At 65.7% G+C, this 16,699-nt stretch carries 9 protein-coding genes; 4 read left to right on the top strand and 5 right to left on the bottom strand.

Annotated features, from left to right (window positions below):
* Positions 1–28 precede the first annotated feature (28 nt).
* From H7A19_12180 to H7A19_12165, 4 genes are all read right to left on the bottom strand, one after another.
* Entirely contained in the window at positions 29–1,849 is a 1,821-nt protein-coding gene (locus H7A19_12180; GenBank protein MCP5475585.1) for a phosphogluconate dehydratase, read from the bottom strand.
* 258 nt (positions 1,850–2,107) lie between these two features.
* Positions 2,108–2,866 carry a 6-phosphogluconolactonase gene (gene pgl / locus H7A19_12175; GenBank protein MCP5475584.1) on the bottom strand — a complete coding sequence of 253 codons (759 nt, stop codon included), beginning with the start codon at positions 2,864–2,866 and terminating at the stop codon, positions 2,108–2,110.
* 205 nt (positions 2,867–3,071) lie between these two features.
* Complete coding sequence (gene zwf, locus H7A19_12170) at positions 3,072–4,532, bottom strand: glucose-6-phosphate dehydrogenase (GenBank protein ID MCP5475583.1); 1,461 nt, start codon at positions 4,530–4,532, stop codon at positions 3,072–3,074.
* Positions 4,533–5,187: 655 nt separating this feature from the next.
* The gene (locus H7A19_12165; protein ID MCP5475582.1) at positions 5,188–5,817 is read right to left on the bottom strand and encodes a DUF2238 domain-containing protein; all 630 of its coding nucleotides are present in this window, start codon (positions 5,815–5,817) and stop codon (positions 5,188–5,190) included.
* 179 nt (positions 5,818–5,996) lie between these two features.
* Here H7A19_12165 and H7A19_12160 point away from each other — a divergent pair, with 179 nt between their 5' ends.
* Positions 5,997–6,236 carry a hypothetical protein gene (locus tag H7A19_12160; GenBank protein ID MCP5475581.1) on the top strand — a complete coding sequence of 80 codons (240 nt, stop codon included), beginning with the start codon at positions 5,997–5,999 and terminating at the stop codon, positions 6,234–6,236.
* A gap of 135 nt (positions 6,237–6,371) precedes the next feature.
* A complete protein-coding gene (ppc, locus tag H7A19_12155; protein MCP5475580.1) occupies positions 6,372–9,086 on the top strand; it encodes a phosphoenolpyruvate carboxylase in 2,715 nt (904 codons plus the stop codon).
* A 96-nt stretch (positions 9,087–9,182) separates the two neighbouring features.
* Here the strand turns inward: ppc and H7A19_12150 are convergent, their stop codons facing one another.
* Positions 9,183–10,760, bottom strand: a complete 1,578-nt coding sequence (locus tag H7A19_12150) for a hypothetical protein (GenBank protein MCP5475579.1) — start codon at positions 10,758–10,760, stop codon at positions 9,183–9,185.
* Positions 10,761–11,663: 903 nt separating this feature from the next.
* Between H7A19_12150 and H7A19_12145 the strand changes: the two genes are divergently transcribed.
* Entirely contained in the window at positions 11,664–14,885 is a 3,222-nt protein-coding gene (locus tag H7A19_12145) for a DEAD/DEAH box helicase (protein ID MCP5475578.1), read from the top strand.
* Between the two features lie 479 nt (positions 14,886–15,364).
* A complete protein-coding gene (locus H7A19_12140; protein MCP5475577.1) occupies positions 15,365–16,570 on the top strand; it encodes a hypothetical protein in 1,206 nt (401 codons plus the stop codon).
* The last annotated feature ends 129 nt before the right edge of the window (positions 16,571–16,699 follow it).

Raw genomic sequence — 16,699 nt, 5'->3', positions numbered from 1 at the left:
CCCCGTGCCCCGCTGCTGCTTCCATCGCTCATCCCTCCACAAACAGCGCCGATCCACCCTCCTCGGCGGAACAGGCGTGGGCTCGCATCAGGCCGAAGAGTTCGCGGCCGACGCCGTGGCGGTTGCCGCCCAGATCGATCTCGGCATGGGCGCGTGCTGCCCATACACCGGGATCGACTTCAGCCTGCATGATTCCGGCATCGGCGTCGATCAGGATCAGATCGCCATCGCGCACCTTGCCGATGGCGCCGCCGCAGACCGCTTCCGGCGATACATGGATCGCCGCCAGCACCTTGCCCGAAGCGCCGGACATGCGGCCATCGGTCAACAGGGCCACGCGCTGGCCGCGGTCCTGCATCACCGACAGTGTCGGCGTGAGCTTGTGCAGTTCCGGCATGCCGTTGGCGCGAGGGCCCTGGCCACGGATCACGGCGACGAAGTCTCCGGCCAACGACCCGGCCTTGAAAGCCGCCAACAGTGCATCCTGCGAGTCGAACACCTTGGCCGGCGCCTGGATGCGCCGATGCTCGGGTGCCACCGCCGAGATCTTGACCACGGCCCGGCCGAGATTGCCCTTCAGGCAATGCAATCCGCCTTCGATGTCGAAGGGTTCAGTGGTGCCCCGAAGTACCTGGGTATCGAGCGAACGCAGCGGGGCCTCGCGCCATCGCAGCTGGAGCTCATCAAGCCAGGGTTCCTGCGCCTGCGCGCGGAGATCGCCGCCGTGCACGCAGCGGATGTCGGCATGCATCAGGCCGGCATCGAGCAGCTCGCGAATGACGATGCCGAGGCCACCGGCGGCCTGGAAATGATTCACGTCGGCGCTGCCGTTGGGATAGATGCGCGCCAGCAGCGGCGTGGCCCGCGACAACTCGTCGAGATCATCCCAGTCGATGCGGATGCCGGCAGCCCGGGCGACGGCGACCAGATGAATGGCGTGATTGGTCGAGCCACCCGTGGCGGCAAGGCCCACCATGGCGTTGACGATGGCTTTCTCGTCGATGGTATGACCGATCGGCGTGTACTCGCTGCCGAGTGCGGTAATGGCGCAGGCGCGCTCAGCCGCGGCCACGGTGAGGGCATCGCGCAGCGGCGTATTCGGATTGACGAAGGCGGCCCCGGGCAGATGCAGCCCCATGACTTCGAGCAGCATCTGGTTGCTGTTGGCGGTGCCGTAGAAAGTGCAGGTGCCGGGGCCGTGGTAGGAGGCCGATTCGGCATCGAGCAGCTCCTCGCGCGTGGCCTTGCCCTCGGCATAGGCCTGGCGGACGCGGGCTTTTTCCTTGTTCGGCAGGCCCGAGGTCATCGGCCCGGCTGGGATCAGGATGGTCGGCAGATGACCGAAGGACAGGGCCCCGATCAGCAAGCCCGGGACGATCTTGTCGCACACGCCCAGCATCACGGCGGCATCGAACATTTCGTGCGAGAGGGCGACCGCGGTCGCCATGGCAATGACGTCACGCGAGTACAGCGACAGCTCCATGCCGATACGGCCCTGGGTGACGCCATCGCACATGGCCGGCACGCCGCCAGCAAACTGGGCGCTGGCGCCGACGTTGCGGGCCGCCATCTTGATCAGCGCCGGGTAGTGCTCCATCGGCTGATGGGCGCTGAGCATGTCGTTGTAGGCACTGACGATGCCGATATTGGCCGCACGAAGAGCCCGCAGTGGCGCCTTGTCGTCGCCGCTGGCGGCAAAGCCGTGGGCCAGATTGCCGCAACTCAAGCGGGCACGGGCTGTGCCCTGTTCGCGCGCGGCGTCGATGCGTGCCAGGTAGGCCGCGCGCGTGGTACGACTGCGCTCGACGATGCGGGCGGTGACGCGTTCAGTAACAGGATGCAGGCTCATGGCTTGGACTCGAAGTTACGGGGCACGAGGGCACGAGGGCACGAGGGCACGAGGGCACGAGGGCACGCAAGATGATCGTGGACCGGTAGCGGTGAGGAAGGGCGAAAGTCCCTGTGGGAGCGGGCTCTGCCCGCGATGCTTGTGGCGGCGACAGGGCAGACGGCGAAGAGCCTTCGCGGGCGGAGCCCGCTCCCACAGGGCTCGCCGCTACCGCTCTTCCCGTGCCCCGTGCCCCGTGTCCCCTGCCCCGTAGTTGCATCACGGACTCCAGTGCACTTCGGCCGCCGGATGCGCCGCCCGCAACAGCGCCGCCACTGGCAGCATCGATGCATCGCCTTGTGCCCGGGCCTGTTCAAGCACGGCGCGCTTGTCTGCTCCGGTGATCACCAGCAGCAGCAAACGGCTGCGCAGCAAACGGGCCAGGCTCAGGCTGACGCGCGGATGGGGCCCGGCGGCGGGCATCGGGTCGGGCAGGATGGCCACCGCATCTTTGACAGCGGACGCTGTGGGTGAAGGGCCCTGATCGCGGACAGAGTCCGCTCCCACAGTGGCTGGCACCTGGAGCGCGGCGGCGAGATTGGGCGCGCCCGGAAACAGCGAGGCGAAGTGACCGTCGGCGCCCATGCCGAGCATGGCGACATCGAAGGCTTGCGGGTATTCGGCCAATGCGGCGTTGGCGTAACCCGCATCGGCATCACCCGTGGGCAGCGCCGGCACCAGCGACAGCCAGTGAATCCCGTCTGCGCCGGCAAAGGCCTCGCGCATCTGTCGCAGATTGTTGTCGGCATGGTCGGCGGCCACCCAACGCTCGTCGCTGGGCAGGATGGTGACCCGGCTCCAGTCGCGCTGAGCACTCGCCAATTGCCTGAACACTGGCGGCGAAGTGCGACCTCCGGCCAGCGCCAGCAGCGCCTGTCGTCGCTCGGCCAAGGCCAGATCCATGGCGACGGCGATGCGGTCGGCGACGGCGCCGGCCAGCGCGGCCGGCGTGGAATGGGTGTGGGTAGTCCAGGTCATGGGCTGCTGAGCGTCTGGAAAAGGGAAAAAGGAAAAAGGAAAAGGGGAACAACGGGCTGCCCGCGGGAACCAGCGCGCGAGGTCTTGCTGCGCCCCGCTGACACAGACTCTGCGTCAGCATCGACCCGAGCTTCGGGCCGTGCAGGAACCCTCTCCACCACGCTCCCCTTTTCCATTTTCCCTTTTCCTTTTTCCCACTTCCGACTCATTCCCGCCAGCTGTCGCCATGCCTTTCGATCAGGGCGACGGAACTGGCCGGTCCCCAGGTGCCGGCGGGGTAGCTCTTGGGCTTCATGCCTGCGTCCGCCCAGCTCTTGAAGATGCCGTCGACCCAGATCCACGCGGCTTCGGTTTCATCGCGGCGCACGAACAGGGTGCCGTTGCCTTCCAGGGCATCCAGGTAGAGGCGCTCGTAGGCCAGACGGCGGTGGACATGTTCGAAGGTCTCGTGCAGATCCAGATCCAGCGCCACCTGCGAGAACTTGAGGCCGTCGCGATCCAGGCCCGGGGTCTTGTTCATCAGCATCAGCGAGATCCGTTCTTCCGGCTGCAGCTGAATCACCAGCGCATTCGGCTGGATGCGCGCATCCTCGCCGAAGATCGAATGCGGCACCTTGCGGAACTGCAGGAAGATCTCGGTGCAGCGCCGCGGCATGCGCTTGCCGGTACGCAGGTAGAAAGGCACGCCCGACCAGCGCCAGTTGTCGATGTGGGCGCGCAAGGCGACAAAGGTCTCGGTCTGGCTGTCCCTGCCGAGTTCATCGCGATAACCCGGTACGGCAACGCCGTCGATGGCGCCGGCGGTGTACTGACCGGCCACGCTGTGGCTGGCAGCGTCGTCGCGATCGATGGGCCGCAGCGAGCGCAGCACCTTGAGTTTTTCGTTGCGTACGGCGCTCGGATCAAACTGGGAGGGCGGCTCCATCGCCGTCAGACAGAGCAGCTGCAAGAGATGATTCTGGAGCATGTCGCGCATGGCACCAGAGGTGTCGTAATAGTCGCCGCGACCCTCCACGCCCACGGTTTCGGCCACGGTGATCTGCACCTGGGCGATGTGCCGCGCGTTCCACAGCGGCTCGAACAGGGCATTGCCGAAGCGCAGCGCCAACAGGTTCTGCACACCCTCCTTGCCGAGGTAATGGTCGACCCGGAAGATGCGCTCCTCGTCGAAGACCCGACCGACGCCATCGTTGATCTCGATGGAACTGGCCAGATCATGGCCGATGGGCTTTTCCAGCAAGGCGCGGGTGCCTGGGCCCGCCAAGCCGGCAGCGCCCAGCGCGGCGCAGATCTGTGCATAGAAGCGCGGCGCGGTCGACAGGTGATAGACCACATCACCGTTGCGCATCGATTTGATGGTCTCGATCAGGGCGCCAAGGGAGGCCTCGTCGTTGAGCCCCGCAGCCTGGTAATGGATGCGATCCAGCAGCGCCGACAGCTGCCCGGCGTCACGTTCCGCCGCGCTGTAGCGGCGCTCGATGGCCTCGATCACCGACTGCCTGAACGCATCCGGCGTCAGCTCGCTGCGCCCGGTGCAGAGCACCTTGAGGTCGGCCCGCAGATAGCCGTCGCGCTGCAATCCGTAGAGCGAGGGCAACAGCATGCGCTGGGCAAGATCACCGGTGGCGCCAAAGATCACCATCAAACTGGCTGACTGCGCTGTCATTTTTGGTTTCCCAAGGACTTAGGCAAAAAGTATGGCCTGCAAAAGCACGTGGTGGGATTGCATTCGATTGCAGGAAAGGGGCAATGCGCGGGCGATGCGGGGGCACGAGGGCACGAGGGCACGAGGGCACGAGGGCACGAGGGCACGGGGCGTGAGGGCACGGGGCACGGGGCACGGGGCACGGGGCACGGGGCACGGGGCACGGGGCACGGGGCTCGGGGCTCGGGGCTCGGGGCTCGGGGCTCGGGGCTCGGGGCTCGGGGCTCGGGGCTCGGAAGATGATCAGATGCTGCGTCATTGCGAGCCACCTGTATCGGCCTGAAACTGCTCACGGGCCATGAACCCTCGGCGTCATTGCGAGCGTAGCGAAGCAATCCAGGGATGTGCGGCGATACCCTGGATTGCTTCGTCGCTGCGCTCCTCGCAATGACGCATCAACAACTTGCGATATGGGTTCATGGAGAGCGCAGCGAAGCAATCCAGTGCTTCTGATGCTGCCCCTCCCGAGTGCCAGGCTGTCCATCCTCCTATTACGCTTCTTCGGCCCGTCACCCAAAGCGTCCGGACAAGTCCGGGACCTACAAGAGCCTTGATCTTGCCGTGCTGTGGCGCTGATGAATGAGCGGATCCACTAGAGCCCCGTTTCTCGACCGGCTCAGACCGTCGGCCCGAGCTCGCGGTCGTGCCACCGCGCCAGGAGCAATTGCGCGCTGAAGGCGCCGATCAGGGCCAGGAACATGTCCCACTGGGTATCCCAGGGATCCCCCTGGGTGGCGAGGAAGGCGTCGGCATCGCCGCCCCAGATCAGTGCCGCCCACCATTCGATCAACTCGAAGAAGGCGCTGAAAGACAGGGCTGCCGCCAGCACCAGATAGAACAGCCAGCCGCCGCGCTTCAGTGGTGTCAGCCGCAGCAGCAACTCGCGCGCCAGGATGGCCGGCACGAAACCCTGGGTGAAATGGCCGAGCCGGTCGTAATGGTTGCGCGACAGATCCAGCCACTCCTGCACCCAGATGCCGAGTGGAACCTTGGCATAGGTGTAGTGGCCACCAACGATCAGCAGCACGCAGTGCAGCGCGATCAGCACGTACAGCAACCGGGTCAGCGGAAAGCGCTTCCAGCTCAGCATCAGCAGGGGCACGCCGATGAGTACCCAGATGACTTCCATCAGCCAGGTCAGGCGATCGGTGGGACCGATGGCCGACCACAGCAGCACCGCGGCGACAGCGCTGGCGAGGACCAGACCCTGGCGGGCGTCGAGTGTGGTGAGCGGACGGGATGACATGGGTCGGATCATACGGCCTGGGCGCAGCCGGCGCTGACGATGTCGAGGTGAAGCCAGACACGAGGACGACGCCGATGGCGGAGAAGCCTCCTCTACACATGACTTTCATCAGGTGTAGCCCAGAGCATTGGGGTGTTACCGTCTGTTTTCATTGGGGCGAAGCACGGGAGTAGTCGGCAATGGACGTTTTCACGATGGTGGTCGCATTGGTTGGCATCGGCGCCGTCGCCAAGATTGCCAATCGCCGGCACAAGCGCGAGACCGAAGCACATCATCGCGACGCCGGGGCAGACGCGGCCTTGCGTCAGGAAGTCGCAGCCCTGCGCGAGCGCGTGGCCACGCTGGAGCAGATCGTCACCGAACCGGCCTACGATCTGAAGCGCCAGATCCAGGCGCTGGAGACCCGACGCGCGGCCTGACGGGAGGGCGGATGGGTCTGCTTGGCCCAATCCACCCTGCATTCGTATGCGTAGTCCTTCGCGGCGGCGCTGGTGCGCTGCAACAAACGGATCAGTAGCCTAAACTGGGATTCAGTTTCCAGCTCAGGCGCCACCATGACCCGTTCCGTCGTCTTTGAACCGCAGGATCAACCCCTGCGGGAAGATGTCAGCCTGCTCGGCAAGCTGGTCGGTGAAATGTTGTCCGATCAGCTCGGTTCCAGCTTCTTCCAGTTGCTGGAACAGGTGCGCCGCTGCGCCATTGCCCGGCGCGAGGGCGAAGCCGATCGACTGGGGGAATTGTCCTCGCTGCTCGGCGATCTGCCGGTGGATCGGGCGGTGGATCTGGTGAGGGCCTTCTCCAGCTACTTCCAGCTGGTCAATCTGGCCGAGCAGGTGCATCGCATTCGCCGCAGACGTGAACATCAGGCAGCCGATTCCGGTCCACAGCCGGGTGGCGTCATGGATGGTCTGACCCGTCTGCGTGATGCCGGCGTCAGCACCGATGCCGTTCGCGAGGCTCTGGGCAAGCTGCTGCTGGAGCCGGTGTTCACCGCGCATCCCACCGAAGCGACCCGAAGGACCATGCTGGAAAAAGAGCAGCGCATCGTCCGCGCCTTGATCGATCGACTCGACAGCAGCCGCACGCCGGAAGAAGAGCGCACCCGGCTGGCGCAGATGCGCATGCACATCACTGCCGCCTGGCAGACCGCCGAATATTCGCCGGTGCGACCCAGTGTCGAGCAAGAGCGTGAACACGTGTTGTTCTACCTGTCCGATGTGCTGTTCCGCGCAGTGCCGGCCTGCTACGCCGAGTTCGAACGCTGCCTGGCAGCCACCTACCCAAAGCTGGTCACCGGCGCGCCGATGCGTCCGCTGCTGCGCTTCGGCACCTGGGTGGGTGGCGACATGGACGGCAATCCCAATGTCGGCGCCGACACCATCCGCGAGGCGCTGGCCGCACACCGACGAGTGCTGTTCGGCCGTTACCTGGGTGAGCTCAGGGAGCTGTCGTTGATCCTGAGCCAGTCGCGCACGCGGGTGGCGGTGGATCCGGCCCTGGAACGTCGCGTCGTCGAGTACTCCAAGCACCTGCGTCGGGCCTGGCGTGGCATTCCCTTGCGCCATCGCGACATGCCCTACCGCTGCCTGCTGATCCTGATGGCCGCGCGGCTGACCTTGAGTCTGGATGATCGCGACGGCGGCTATGCCGGACCGGACGAATTCCTGGCTGATCTGGATCTGATCCGGCTGTCACTGACGCGCAATGGCGCCCGCCATGCCGGTCTCTATCCCTTTGAACGTTTCGTCTCCCGCGCCCGCACCTTCGGCTTCCATCTTGCGGCACTGGATATCCGTCAGCACGCCGAAGTACACCGCAATGCCCTGGCCGACTGCATCACCGGTCCGGCCTGGCAGGAGCGCCAGCCGGCGCAGCGCCTGGAGCAGCTGCACCGGGCCATCGCCGGCGACTACGCGCGGCCTGAGGCACCCGCCAACGGCACCGCCGGCACGCTGGAAGTCTTCGACGCGCTGGCCGAGAGCCGCGCCCGCTACGGTGCCGCGGCCATCGGCGTGTTCATTGTCAGCATGAGCGAAAGCGCCGAAGACGTGCTGGCGGTGCTGGCGCTGGCGCGGATCGCCGCCGGTCCCGGTACGGAGCCTTTGACGCTGGATGTGGCGCCGCTGTTCGAGACCGTCGGCGACTTGAAGGCGGCACCGCGCATCCTCAGCGAACTGTTGGCTGATCCGGTCTACCGCCAGCATCTGCGCGGCCGTGATGACCGCCAGGTGGTGATGCTCGGCTATTCCGACAGCAACAAGGATGGCGGCATCGCGGCATCGCGCTTCGCGCTGCAGGAAGCGCAGATCGCGCTCAGTGAGATCGCCCGCGAGGCCGGTATAGACCTCAGCTTCTTCCACGGTCGCGGCGGTACCGCCAGCCGCGGCGGCGGACGCACCGAGCGCGCGGTGATGGCCGCGCCGCATGGCAGCGTGAATGGTCATCTGCGGCTGACCGAGCAGGGCGAGGTGATCCACCGCAAGTATTCGATCCGCGCCATCGCCCTGCGCAACATCGAGCAGGCCTTCTCGGGGCTGCTGCATGCCACGCTGAATCCGGCACCGCAGGATCCGCGCCATGCGCAATGGCGCAGCTGGATGGCCCGCATCGCCGACCGCAGCCGCGACACCTACCGCGAGCTGGTCTACGGCGATATCGCCTTTGCCGAGTATTTCCGCGCGGCCACACCCATCGACGTCATCGAGCGCATGAAGATCGGCTCGCGGCCCTCGCTGCGCAAGGGCGCGGCCTTCCGCATCGAACAGCTGCGGGCCATTCCCTGGGTCTTCTCCTGGTCGCAGAGTCGCCACGCCCTGCCGGGCTGGTTCGGGCTGGGCACCGGTCTGGAGGAAATCTGCGCCAGCGAAGGCGAGGCGGCGATCGTCGACATGGCCAGAGATTGGCCATTCTTCCGGCTGTTGCTGGAGGACGTGGAGATGGTCCTGGCCAAGGGCGATGTCGGCATTGCCGCGCTGTATTCGCAGCTGGCCGGGCCGCTGCACGAGCGCTACTGGCCGATCATCGAAGCCGAGTGGCAACGCACGGTGCATTACATCCTGCGTCTGAAAGGCAGCAGCGAACTGCTGGAATACGATCGCCGGCTGCAGCGCACGATTCGCCTGCGCAATCCCTATGTGGATCCGATCAGCGTGCTGCAGCTGGATCTGCTGCAGCGCTGGCGCGCCGGTGAGCGCAAGGATGAGGATCTGTTCGAGGGTCTGGTTTCCACCGTCAACGGCATTGCCCGCGGATTGCAGAACACCGGCTGAGCAAGGACTCACCGCAAACATGACAACGGCCGGCGATTGCCGGCCGTTGCATCTTGCCCCCGAGACTGCCGCAACTGACTGCGGCAGCTGGGCCCATCAGGGTAATTCGAAGCCGCTGCGTACCAACGGCAATGGTGAGAACAGTTGCCGCGTGATATTGACGTTCTGCTGGAAAACCGGCGTGCCGGGTGGCGGCCCGTTGCACTGGAAGTCCAGCGAGAAGTAGATCCGCAGATCGATATCGCGAATATCCGGATACTCGCCGATATAGCGCGGACTGTCGGCATCCCAGCAGTACTGTTCGTACAGTTGCCCGCTGTTGGCGTTCCACGCCGAGGGGCTCAGGAAGCAATCGAGCACCGCACGCGCCAAGCCATAGGGTGTGGCCGGCGGCCCGAAGGGATTGTTCGGATCCTCGTGATAGAACTCACCCTCGCCCGGCGCCCAGCCCTGCGGATTGGTCGAGGGATTGGCCGGGAAGCGCTGGCGCACGCAATTCACCGCCGTCTGGCTGACATTGGACAGGCCGTTGATGGTGTAGACCCAGACCGGGGCATCGCCAACCACGAATCCGCGGATCAGCGTGGCCGTCAAGCCGCCCGGCGTCTGCGTGGCCTGCACGTCGCGGAAGCCCAGCGGAGCCGCCTGATCGATGCGCAGGCGGGCCAGGGCCGTGTTGGTGTTGGCCACCGAGAGATTCAGCACGGTGACTCCGGCACCGAAGTCAAAGGTGGTGTTCGACAGGAAGCCGTAGCCCGAAATGGTCACATCCATCTCGGTCCCGATCGAACCCTGGAAGGGATCGACATTGGTGATGTTGAAGGTGGCGATGGGCGGAATGGCGCCGAAAGAGGTGCCGGCCTGGATGAAGCGGCTGCTGCCGGGCGGCAGCAGATACACCCACTCCAGCGCCGCGCCGTTGTCGATGCAGCCGGTGGCTACCTGATTGTTCAGACTGCCCGAGCCGATCTGTGACCAGACGCTCGAGAAATCGCTGGCGGTATATCGGGTCGCGGGGGTCAGCGGCAGATGCAGAATCGTGTACTCGGGGACCACGCCGGCGCAGGTGCGGCCACCGGGGCTGCTCGAAATCGGTTCCTTGAAGGGGATACCCCTATCGCTGCTGGCCAGGTAGATGTCGCTGCCGAGAAAGACCGTGATTGTCTGTGATGTGGCGCTGAGATTGACCACCCGGAAGCGTTCGACGAAATAATTGTCGCCGTTGGCGTAGGTGATTTCCTTGATCACACTCACCCCGGTGCTGCCCAAGGCACTCACCACCTCGACCGTGTAGGGCGAAGCCGTGGTGCCGGCGCCCGATACCGGTGACAGCGAGACTTCGGTGAAAGGCGTGGTGGCGCCCAATCCGCCAGTGGCCGTTCCGCCCGGATGCGTGCTGAAATTCGGGGTGTACAGGGTGCCGCCCATCTCGACCATCCAGCCCATGTCGGCGGTCTCGGTGGCATCACTGGGATAGATCTGACCCGATCCCGGCACGGTGTCGTTGAACACCTGATAGGACTGGTCGGCACCGACATTGATGGTCAATGGGCTGCCAGTGATGGTGGTAAAGGCCGGGCCGCCCAGGCTGGCCTTGTCCGGCATGGTCGGCTGCTTGGCCGCCATTGGCAGTGCCAGTGTCAAGGCAAGCAGTAAGACGAGGATTCTGTTCATGTTCTTTACCCTCTATCCGCCGAGCTGGATCCGCCTGGGAGTTCCCGTTTGGACACCGCGCTCCAGTCACGGACTGGTTCTTGAATCGACCTCGGCCCGGTTTCTGCCGTGGGTTCGTTGCGCTGCGGCCACGGTCCGCGCAACGACGGACTTTCGGGTCTATTGAAGCACATGGCGCCTGAACCGCCGACACCGCGCCCATTCGACCCCGCCTTGCCAAGATACCACAGCATATATTCCTTGCAGAACCGCGGTTTGCGAACTGTTCCTCAGGTTGCGGTTAAGAATGCGTGCGGGCTGGGGGCTACGCAGCGGTTCCGGGGGCACGGGGCACGGGGCACGGGGCACGGGGCACGGGGCACGGGGCACGGGGCACGGGGCACGGGGCACGGGGCACGGGGGCACGGGGGCACGGGGGCACGAGGGCACGAGGGCGCGAGGGCGCGAGGGCGCGAGGGCGCGGGGAAGGCTAAGCCGCTCTTGCCCCGGATCTGAGGGATCTGTCGGTCCAGACTTGTCTGGACGTTGTTTGTTCGGCTCCCCAAGCATTCGCCGCGCCGTGCACTCCGTTGACCCATGCCGCCAGCATCCAATGCGTCATTGCGAGCCATCTGTGTCGGCCCGACACTGCAAAAGGGGCATCAACCGTAGGTTGGGCGAAGCGCAGCGTGCCCATCATCGGTACGAATCGTTGGGCACGCTGCGCTTAGCCCAACCTACGCCTTTCGGACTTCGCGTTCTCTCTGCTTTCCTTTGTGTTCTCTGCGTCCAGCTTCTGGCCACCCCGCTGCCTCAGGACAGGATCGTCGCGACCACCGTCACGCCCCGCCCGCCCTCACCATCGCCATGCTGCGCCGATGGTAAGCTTCAAGGTTTGCCCAACCCGGAGTAGACCTTTCGATCATGTGGCGACCTGGGCTCGATCAGTTGCGCGCGAGTTTCGCCGATGTCGATCTGCGACGTGGGCTGCGCTATGCGCGCGAGCATCGGGTGCTGTGGATCGAGCGCCGCGAGAGCGGGCAGGAACGGATCCTGGTGGGCGAGGTGCGCGGCTCGCGGCGCACCCCCTATCGGGTACATGTGCGGGCCTGGCTGCGCAACGAGCGGTGGCGCATCGAATCGCATTGCAGCTGTCCGGTGCAGGTGGCCTGCAAGCATGCCGTGGCATTGCTGCTGCACGCAGGTGGCGATGTCGGGTCGGAGCCGGCCAGCGTTGCCCGGGCGCCCACCCAGCCTGAGCAACTGCCGCTGGAGGGGCGTATCGGCTGGCTGGCCGACAGCCTGGGCGACCAGCGTGTACTCGGTCTTCGGCTAGGACGCTGGGTCGTTTCCTCCGGCGGTGGCGGTTGGCGCTTCGAGGCACTGGCGGCCAGCGGCCTCAAGGCCGAGTTGCGGGAGACCTTGTCGGCTGATTCCAGGCTGCTGCTGGGCGTGGCCAGCCGCGCCAAACCGGTCTGGTTCGAGGGCCAGTACTGGTTCATACCTGGCGCCACTGCCTTCGAAGCCGTGCTCGGCGTGGCAGGCGAAGGCGTTTGCGCCTGGCAGCGCGCGGGCGTGCTGCTCACGCCCGGGCCGGATCGCACGCTGGACTGGGCCTGGAGCATCGATGCCCGCGGCTGCCAGCACCTGGGTGTGAGCGCAGACGGCGCCCCGGTGCTGCACACCGGCGATACCTGGCTCTATGCCGATCCGATCCAACGCCAGATCGGTCGCATCGACTCGCCATTGGCGCCGACCTTGATCAGTGAACTGGCCGGACTGGCGCCGCTGGCCGCCAGCGCCGTGGACGCCTTCCTGCAACGCCACGCTGAGCAGCTGCCGCCCGAATTTCCGCGTCCGCGGCATCTGGACATCGAGCAGCCGCCGGTGGAATCGCCGGTGCCGATCCTGACGCTGCACCAGAGCGCCGCCGCCCACGAGGCCCGCGGGCAACGCACGGCGCGCCTGATCGCCTTCGCCCGTCTGTCCTTCCGCTACGGACCGGCGCGCGTGGGTGAGGCCGATCCGAGCATGGAACTGAACGTCTATGATGGCCACAAGGTGCGGCTGTACGCGCGCGACCGTGGTCGCGAACGCGAGCTGGCCACCCGCCTGAAGCAGCTGGGCCTGATTTCCAATCGCCATGCCCAACTCGATCATCCAGGCCTGCAGCAGCACGACTGGGTCATCAACCCGGACGGCGATCCGCAAGCGCTGAACGAATTCAGCTATGTGATGCTGCCGCGGCTGCGCAGCGAGGGCTGGCGCCTGGAATACGGCCCGCGCTTCCCGCTCAAGCTGATCGACACCGAATACCGTTTCTATGGCGAGATCGACGCCGACTCGCTGCAGTCGGCACTCACCGTCGAGCTCGGCATCGACGTCGACGGCGAGCGCATCAATCTGCTGCCGACCCTGCGCGAGGGCTTGCGCGATGGTCGTTTCAACGATCTGCCCAATGCCAGTGATGCCATCGTCGCCCTGACACTGCCGGGCGAGCGGCGCCTGCCGATCGCCGCCGGACGCCTGCGCTTCATTCTGGACACGCTCAACGAACTGGGTGAGGCCGGCGCCGTCGATCAACGCCGATTGACGCTGCCGCGCGCGCGCGCCGCAGCCCTGATCGATCTGGAAAAGGAGCTCGGCGGAAGCCGGCGTTTGTGGACCGGCAACAGCGCCGTGCGTGAGCTGGCCGAGCGACTGGCGCGCTACGCCGGCTTGCCGGCAACGCCAGTACCCCAGGGTCTCAAGGCCGAGCTGCGGCCGTATCAGATCGAGGGTTTGTCCTGGCTGCGCTTTCTGGGTGAATCCGGGCTGTCGGGCATCCTTGCCGACGACATGGGCCTGGGCAAGACCCTTCAGGTGCTGGCCTATCTGGTCGGCGAGCAGGAGGCCGGCCGCAACGACCGACCCAGTCTGGTGGTCTGTCCCAAGAGCGTGCTGCCGAACTGGGCGGCGGAGGCCGCGCGCTTTGCCCCCAGCCTGCGCCAGCTGGTGCTGGCCGGACCCGAACGCGGCAAGCGTCGCAAGCAATTGCCGCAGGCCGATCTGGTGCTGACCACCTATCCGGTGCTGGCGCGCGATGTCGAGGCGCTGGTGGCGCAGCCCTGGCATGTGGTGGTGCTGGACGAATCGCAGATGGTCAAGAATCCGGCCACGCTGGCGGCCCGCGCCGCGCGCAAGCTGGAGGCCCGCCAGCGCGTCTGCCTGACCGGCACGCCGCTGGAGAATCATCTGGGTGAGCTCTGGGCCCAGTTCGATTTTCTGCTGCCCGGGCTGCTCGGTTCCAGGGCCGATTTCACCCGCCATTTCCGCAAGCCGATCGAGAAGAGTCGCGACCGCGACACCCGTGAACGCCTGCGCCGGCGTATTCGCCCCTTCCTGCTGCGCCGGACCAAGGACCAGGTGGTTGCCGATCTGCCGCCCAAGACCGAAGTCACCCGCAGCATCGCCCTGGAGGGGCGGCAACGCGATCTCTACGACACGCTGCGCGACAGCTACGCCGAGGAGATCCGCGGCTACATTGCCGCTCAGAGCTTTGACCGCAACCGCATGCGCGTGCTCGAAGGGCTGATGCGCCTGCGCCAGATCTGCTGCGACCCGCGGCTGATTCCGCGCGACAGCAGTCGCGCCGTGCCTTCGGCCAAGCTCGACTATCTGATGGACATGCTGCACGAGCTGATCGCCGCCGGTCGGCGCATTCTGGTGTTCAGCCAGTTCACCAGCATGCTCGAACTGGTCGAGGCCGAGCTGGCCTCCGAGCGCATCCGCTACGTCAAGCTGACCGGTCAGACCGAAGACCGGGCGACCCCGGTCGAGCGCTTCCAGCGCGGTGAGGTGCCGGTGTTCCTGATCAGCCTGCGTGCCGGCGGCTTCGGCCTGAACCTCACCCGCGCCGACACCGTCATCCACTACGACCCCTGGTGGAATCCCGCCGTAGAATCCCAGGCCACCGATCGCGCTCACCGCATCGGTCAGGACAAGCCGGTGTTCGTGTATCGCTTGATCGCCGCCGACACGGTGGAAGAACGCATCCTGGCGTTGCAGGCGCGCAAACGCGAGTTGGCCGATGCCTTGTTCGACGAGTCCGGCCAGAGTCTGGCCGCAGGCCTCACTCCGGATGACTGGCTGTCGCTGCTGGAGTGAGTTGGGTGACGAGGGCACGAGGGCACGAGGGCACGAGGGCACGAGGGCGAGAGGGCGAGAGGGCACGTAAGACCAAGAGCCGGCACGGCCGATACTGTGGGAGCGGACTTCGTCCGCGATAATCGCTCGCGCAGCTGGAACGCCTGATCGCGGGCAGAGCCCACTCTCTCAACAAATTTTCCGCAAGTGCTTGAATCAATAATCATTTTCCGCAAAGGACGCAAAGTAGAGCGATTCCAAGATTTCGGTTGGCGGTGTCGCCAGAGATCGTGCTCAACAAGACAGCTATTGAAATCTTCGCGTCCTTTGCGTCCTTTGCGGACAATAAATGAAGCCCCGAGATCGCCGACAGTTTGATGCGCGAACAAGCACACCACCAGGGACGACCGGGACACTCCGGGATTTTCAACAAGCAAGCAGGGTTCAGCTGTTTGCCCGCAGAATCGCGCTCTTTCCTGCCGTTGACGGAAGCCTGAACGATGCTTCGAATCGTCGCACTGATGCTGCTGCTGGTGGCCGGTCAGGCCGCCGCCGTCCCGTATGAGCTGACCTGGCGCCTGAGTTTCGATACCAAGACGCACACGGCGCTGGGGTCGCTGACCCTGGGCCCGGGCAGCGAGCAGCTGCGCCAGCTCGATTTCAACTTCCCGCCGGCACGCTATTCGGAGATCAGCGCCAACGGTGAGCTCACGCGCAAGGGCGCGCGCGCGATCTGGGTGCCACCCGCCAAGGGCGGCGTCATCCGTTGGCGGGTGAAGATCGACGAGCGCCGCGCCAACGGCGCCTATCGCAGCTATTTCCCCGGCGACTGGGCGCTGTTTCGTGGCGATCAGGTCTTTCCCAGTGCCAAGGTGCGGGCGGAAAAGGGCGCTTCCTCGCGGGCGCGCCTGGAGCTGGAGGTCCCCAAGGCCTGGCACCTGGACACCCCTTATCTGCCGGCGCCGGATGGCAGCTTTGTGGTTGAAGATGCCGACCGCCTTTTCGATCGCCCCGTGGGCTGGATGCTGGTCGGCGATATCGGCACCCGCCGCGAGGTCATCGCCGGCACCGAAGTGGCCCTGGGCGCGCCCAAGGACGAGGGCATGCGGCGCATGGACATGCTGGCCTTCCTGAATTACACGCTGCCGGCGATGAAGGATGCTTTCGGCATGCTGCCGCCAAAGATCCTGATTGTCTCGGGGCCCGATCCGATGTGGCGCGGCGGCCTGTCGGCGCCGCGCTCGCTGTACCTGCATCTGGATCGACCGATGGTGAGCGAGAACGCCACGAGTACGCTGTTGCACGAACTCACCCACGTGATCACCCGCATCCGCGGCGCCCAGCCCGATGACGACTGGCTGGCCGAGGGTCTGGCCGAGTTCTATGCGGTCGAACTGCTGTATCGCAGCGGCGGCATGACCGAGGCCCGCCATGAGCGCACCTTGCAGTGGCTGGCCGACTGGGGCAAGGACATCCAGACCCTGCGCAGCGAGCGCTCCAGCGGACCGATTACCGCCCGCGCGGCGATGCTGCTGCACGACGTCGATCGCGAGATCCAGAAGGCCAGCAAGGGCCGCAAGAACCTGGACGATGTCACTCGTTCGCTGATGAAAAAGCGCAAGATCAGCACCGCCGAGTTCATCGCCACCGCCGAAAAGGTGGCCGGCGGCAAGCTCAAATCGCTGGACACGCCGCTGCTGAAGTAGGGTGGAACCCGCCGTCGGGATGGCAGCGTGAGGCGCCTGTTGGAAGAATCCTCAACGCAGAGAACGCTGAGGTTCGCAGAGAACGCAGAGAGAAGCTGATTCAAGACAGCTTTGCTGTTCTCCGCGTTC

The organism is Rhodanobacteraceae bacterium, assembly GCA_024234055.1.
GTDB lineage: Bacteria > Pseudomonadota > Gammaproteobacteria > Xanthomonadales > SZUA-5 > JADKFD01.
This window is presented reverse-complemented; position numbering and strand designations above follow the sequence as displayed.

What these genes read in the sequence shown, in the direction of transcription:
- H7A19_12180 (MCP5475585.1), bottom strand. Translation starts at nt 1,849, where the DNA reads ATGAGCCTGCATCCTGTTACTGAACGCGTCACCGCCCGCATCGTCGAG.
- pgl (MCP5475584.1), bottom strand. Translation starts at nt 2,866, where the DNA reads ATGACCTGGACTACCCACACCCATTCCACGCCGGCCGCGCTGGCCGGC.
- zwf (MCP5475583.1), bottom strand. Translation starts at nt 4,532, where the DNA reads ATGACAGCGCAGTCAGCCAGTTTGATGGTGATCTTTGGCGCCACCGGT.
- H7A19_12165 (MCP5475582.1), bottom strand. Translation starts at nt 5,817, where the DNA reads ATGTCATCCCGTCCGCTCACCACACTCGACGCCCGCCAGGGTCTGGTC.
- H7A19_12160 (MCP5475581.1), top strand. Translation starts at nt 5,997, where the DNA reads ATGGACGTTTTCACGATGGTGGTCGCATTGGTTGGCATCGGCGCCGTC.
- ppc (MCP5475580.1), top strand. Translation starts at nt 6,372, where the DNA reads ATGACCCGTTCCGTCGTCTTTGAACCGCAGGATCAACCCCTGCGGGAA.
- H7A19_12150 (MCP5475579.1), bottom strand. Translation starts at nt 10,760, where the DNA reads ATGAACAGAATCCTCGTCTTACTGCTTGCCTTGACACTGGCACTGCCA.
- H7A19_12145 (MCP5475578.1), top strand. Translation starts at nt 11,664, where the DNA reads ATGTGGCGACCTGGGCTCGATCAGTTGCGCGCGAGTTTCGCCGATGTC.
- H7A19_12140 (MCP5475577.1), top strand. Translation starts at nt 15,365, where the DNA reads ATGCTTCGAATCGTCGCACTGATGCTGCTGCTGGTGGCCGGTCAGGCC.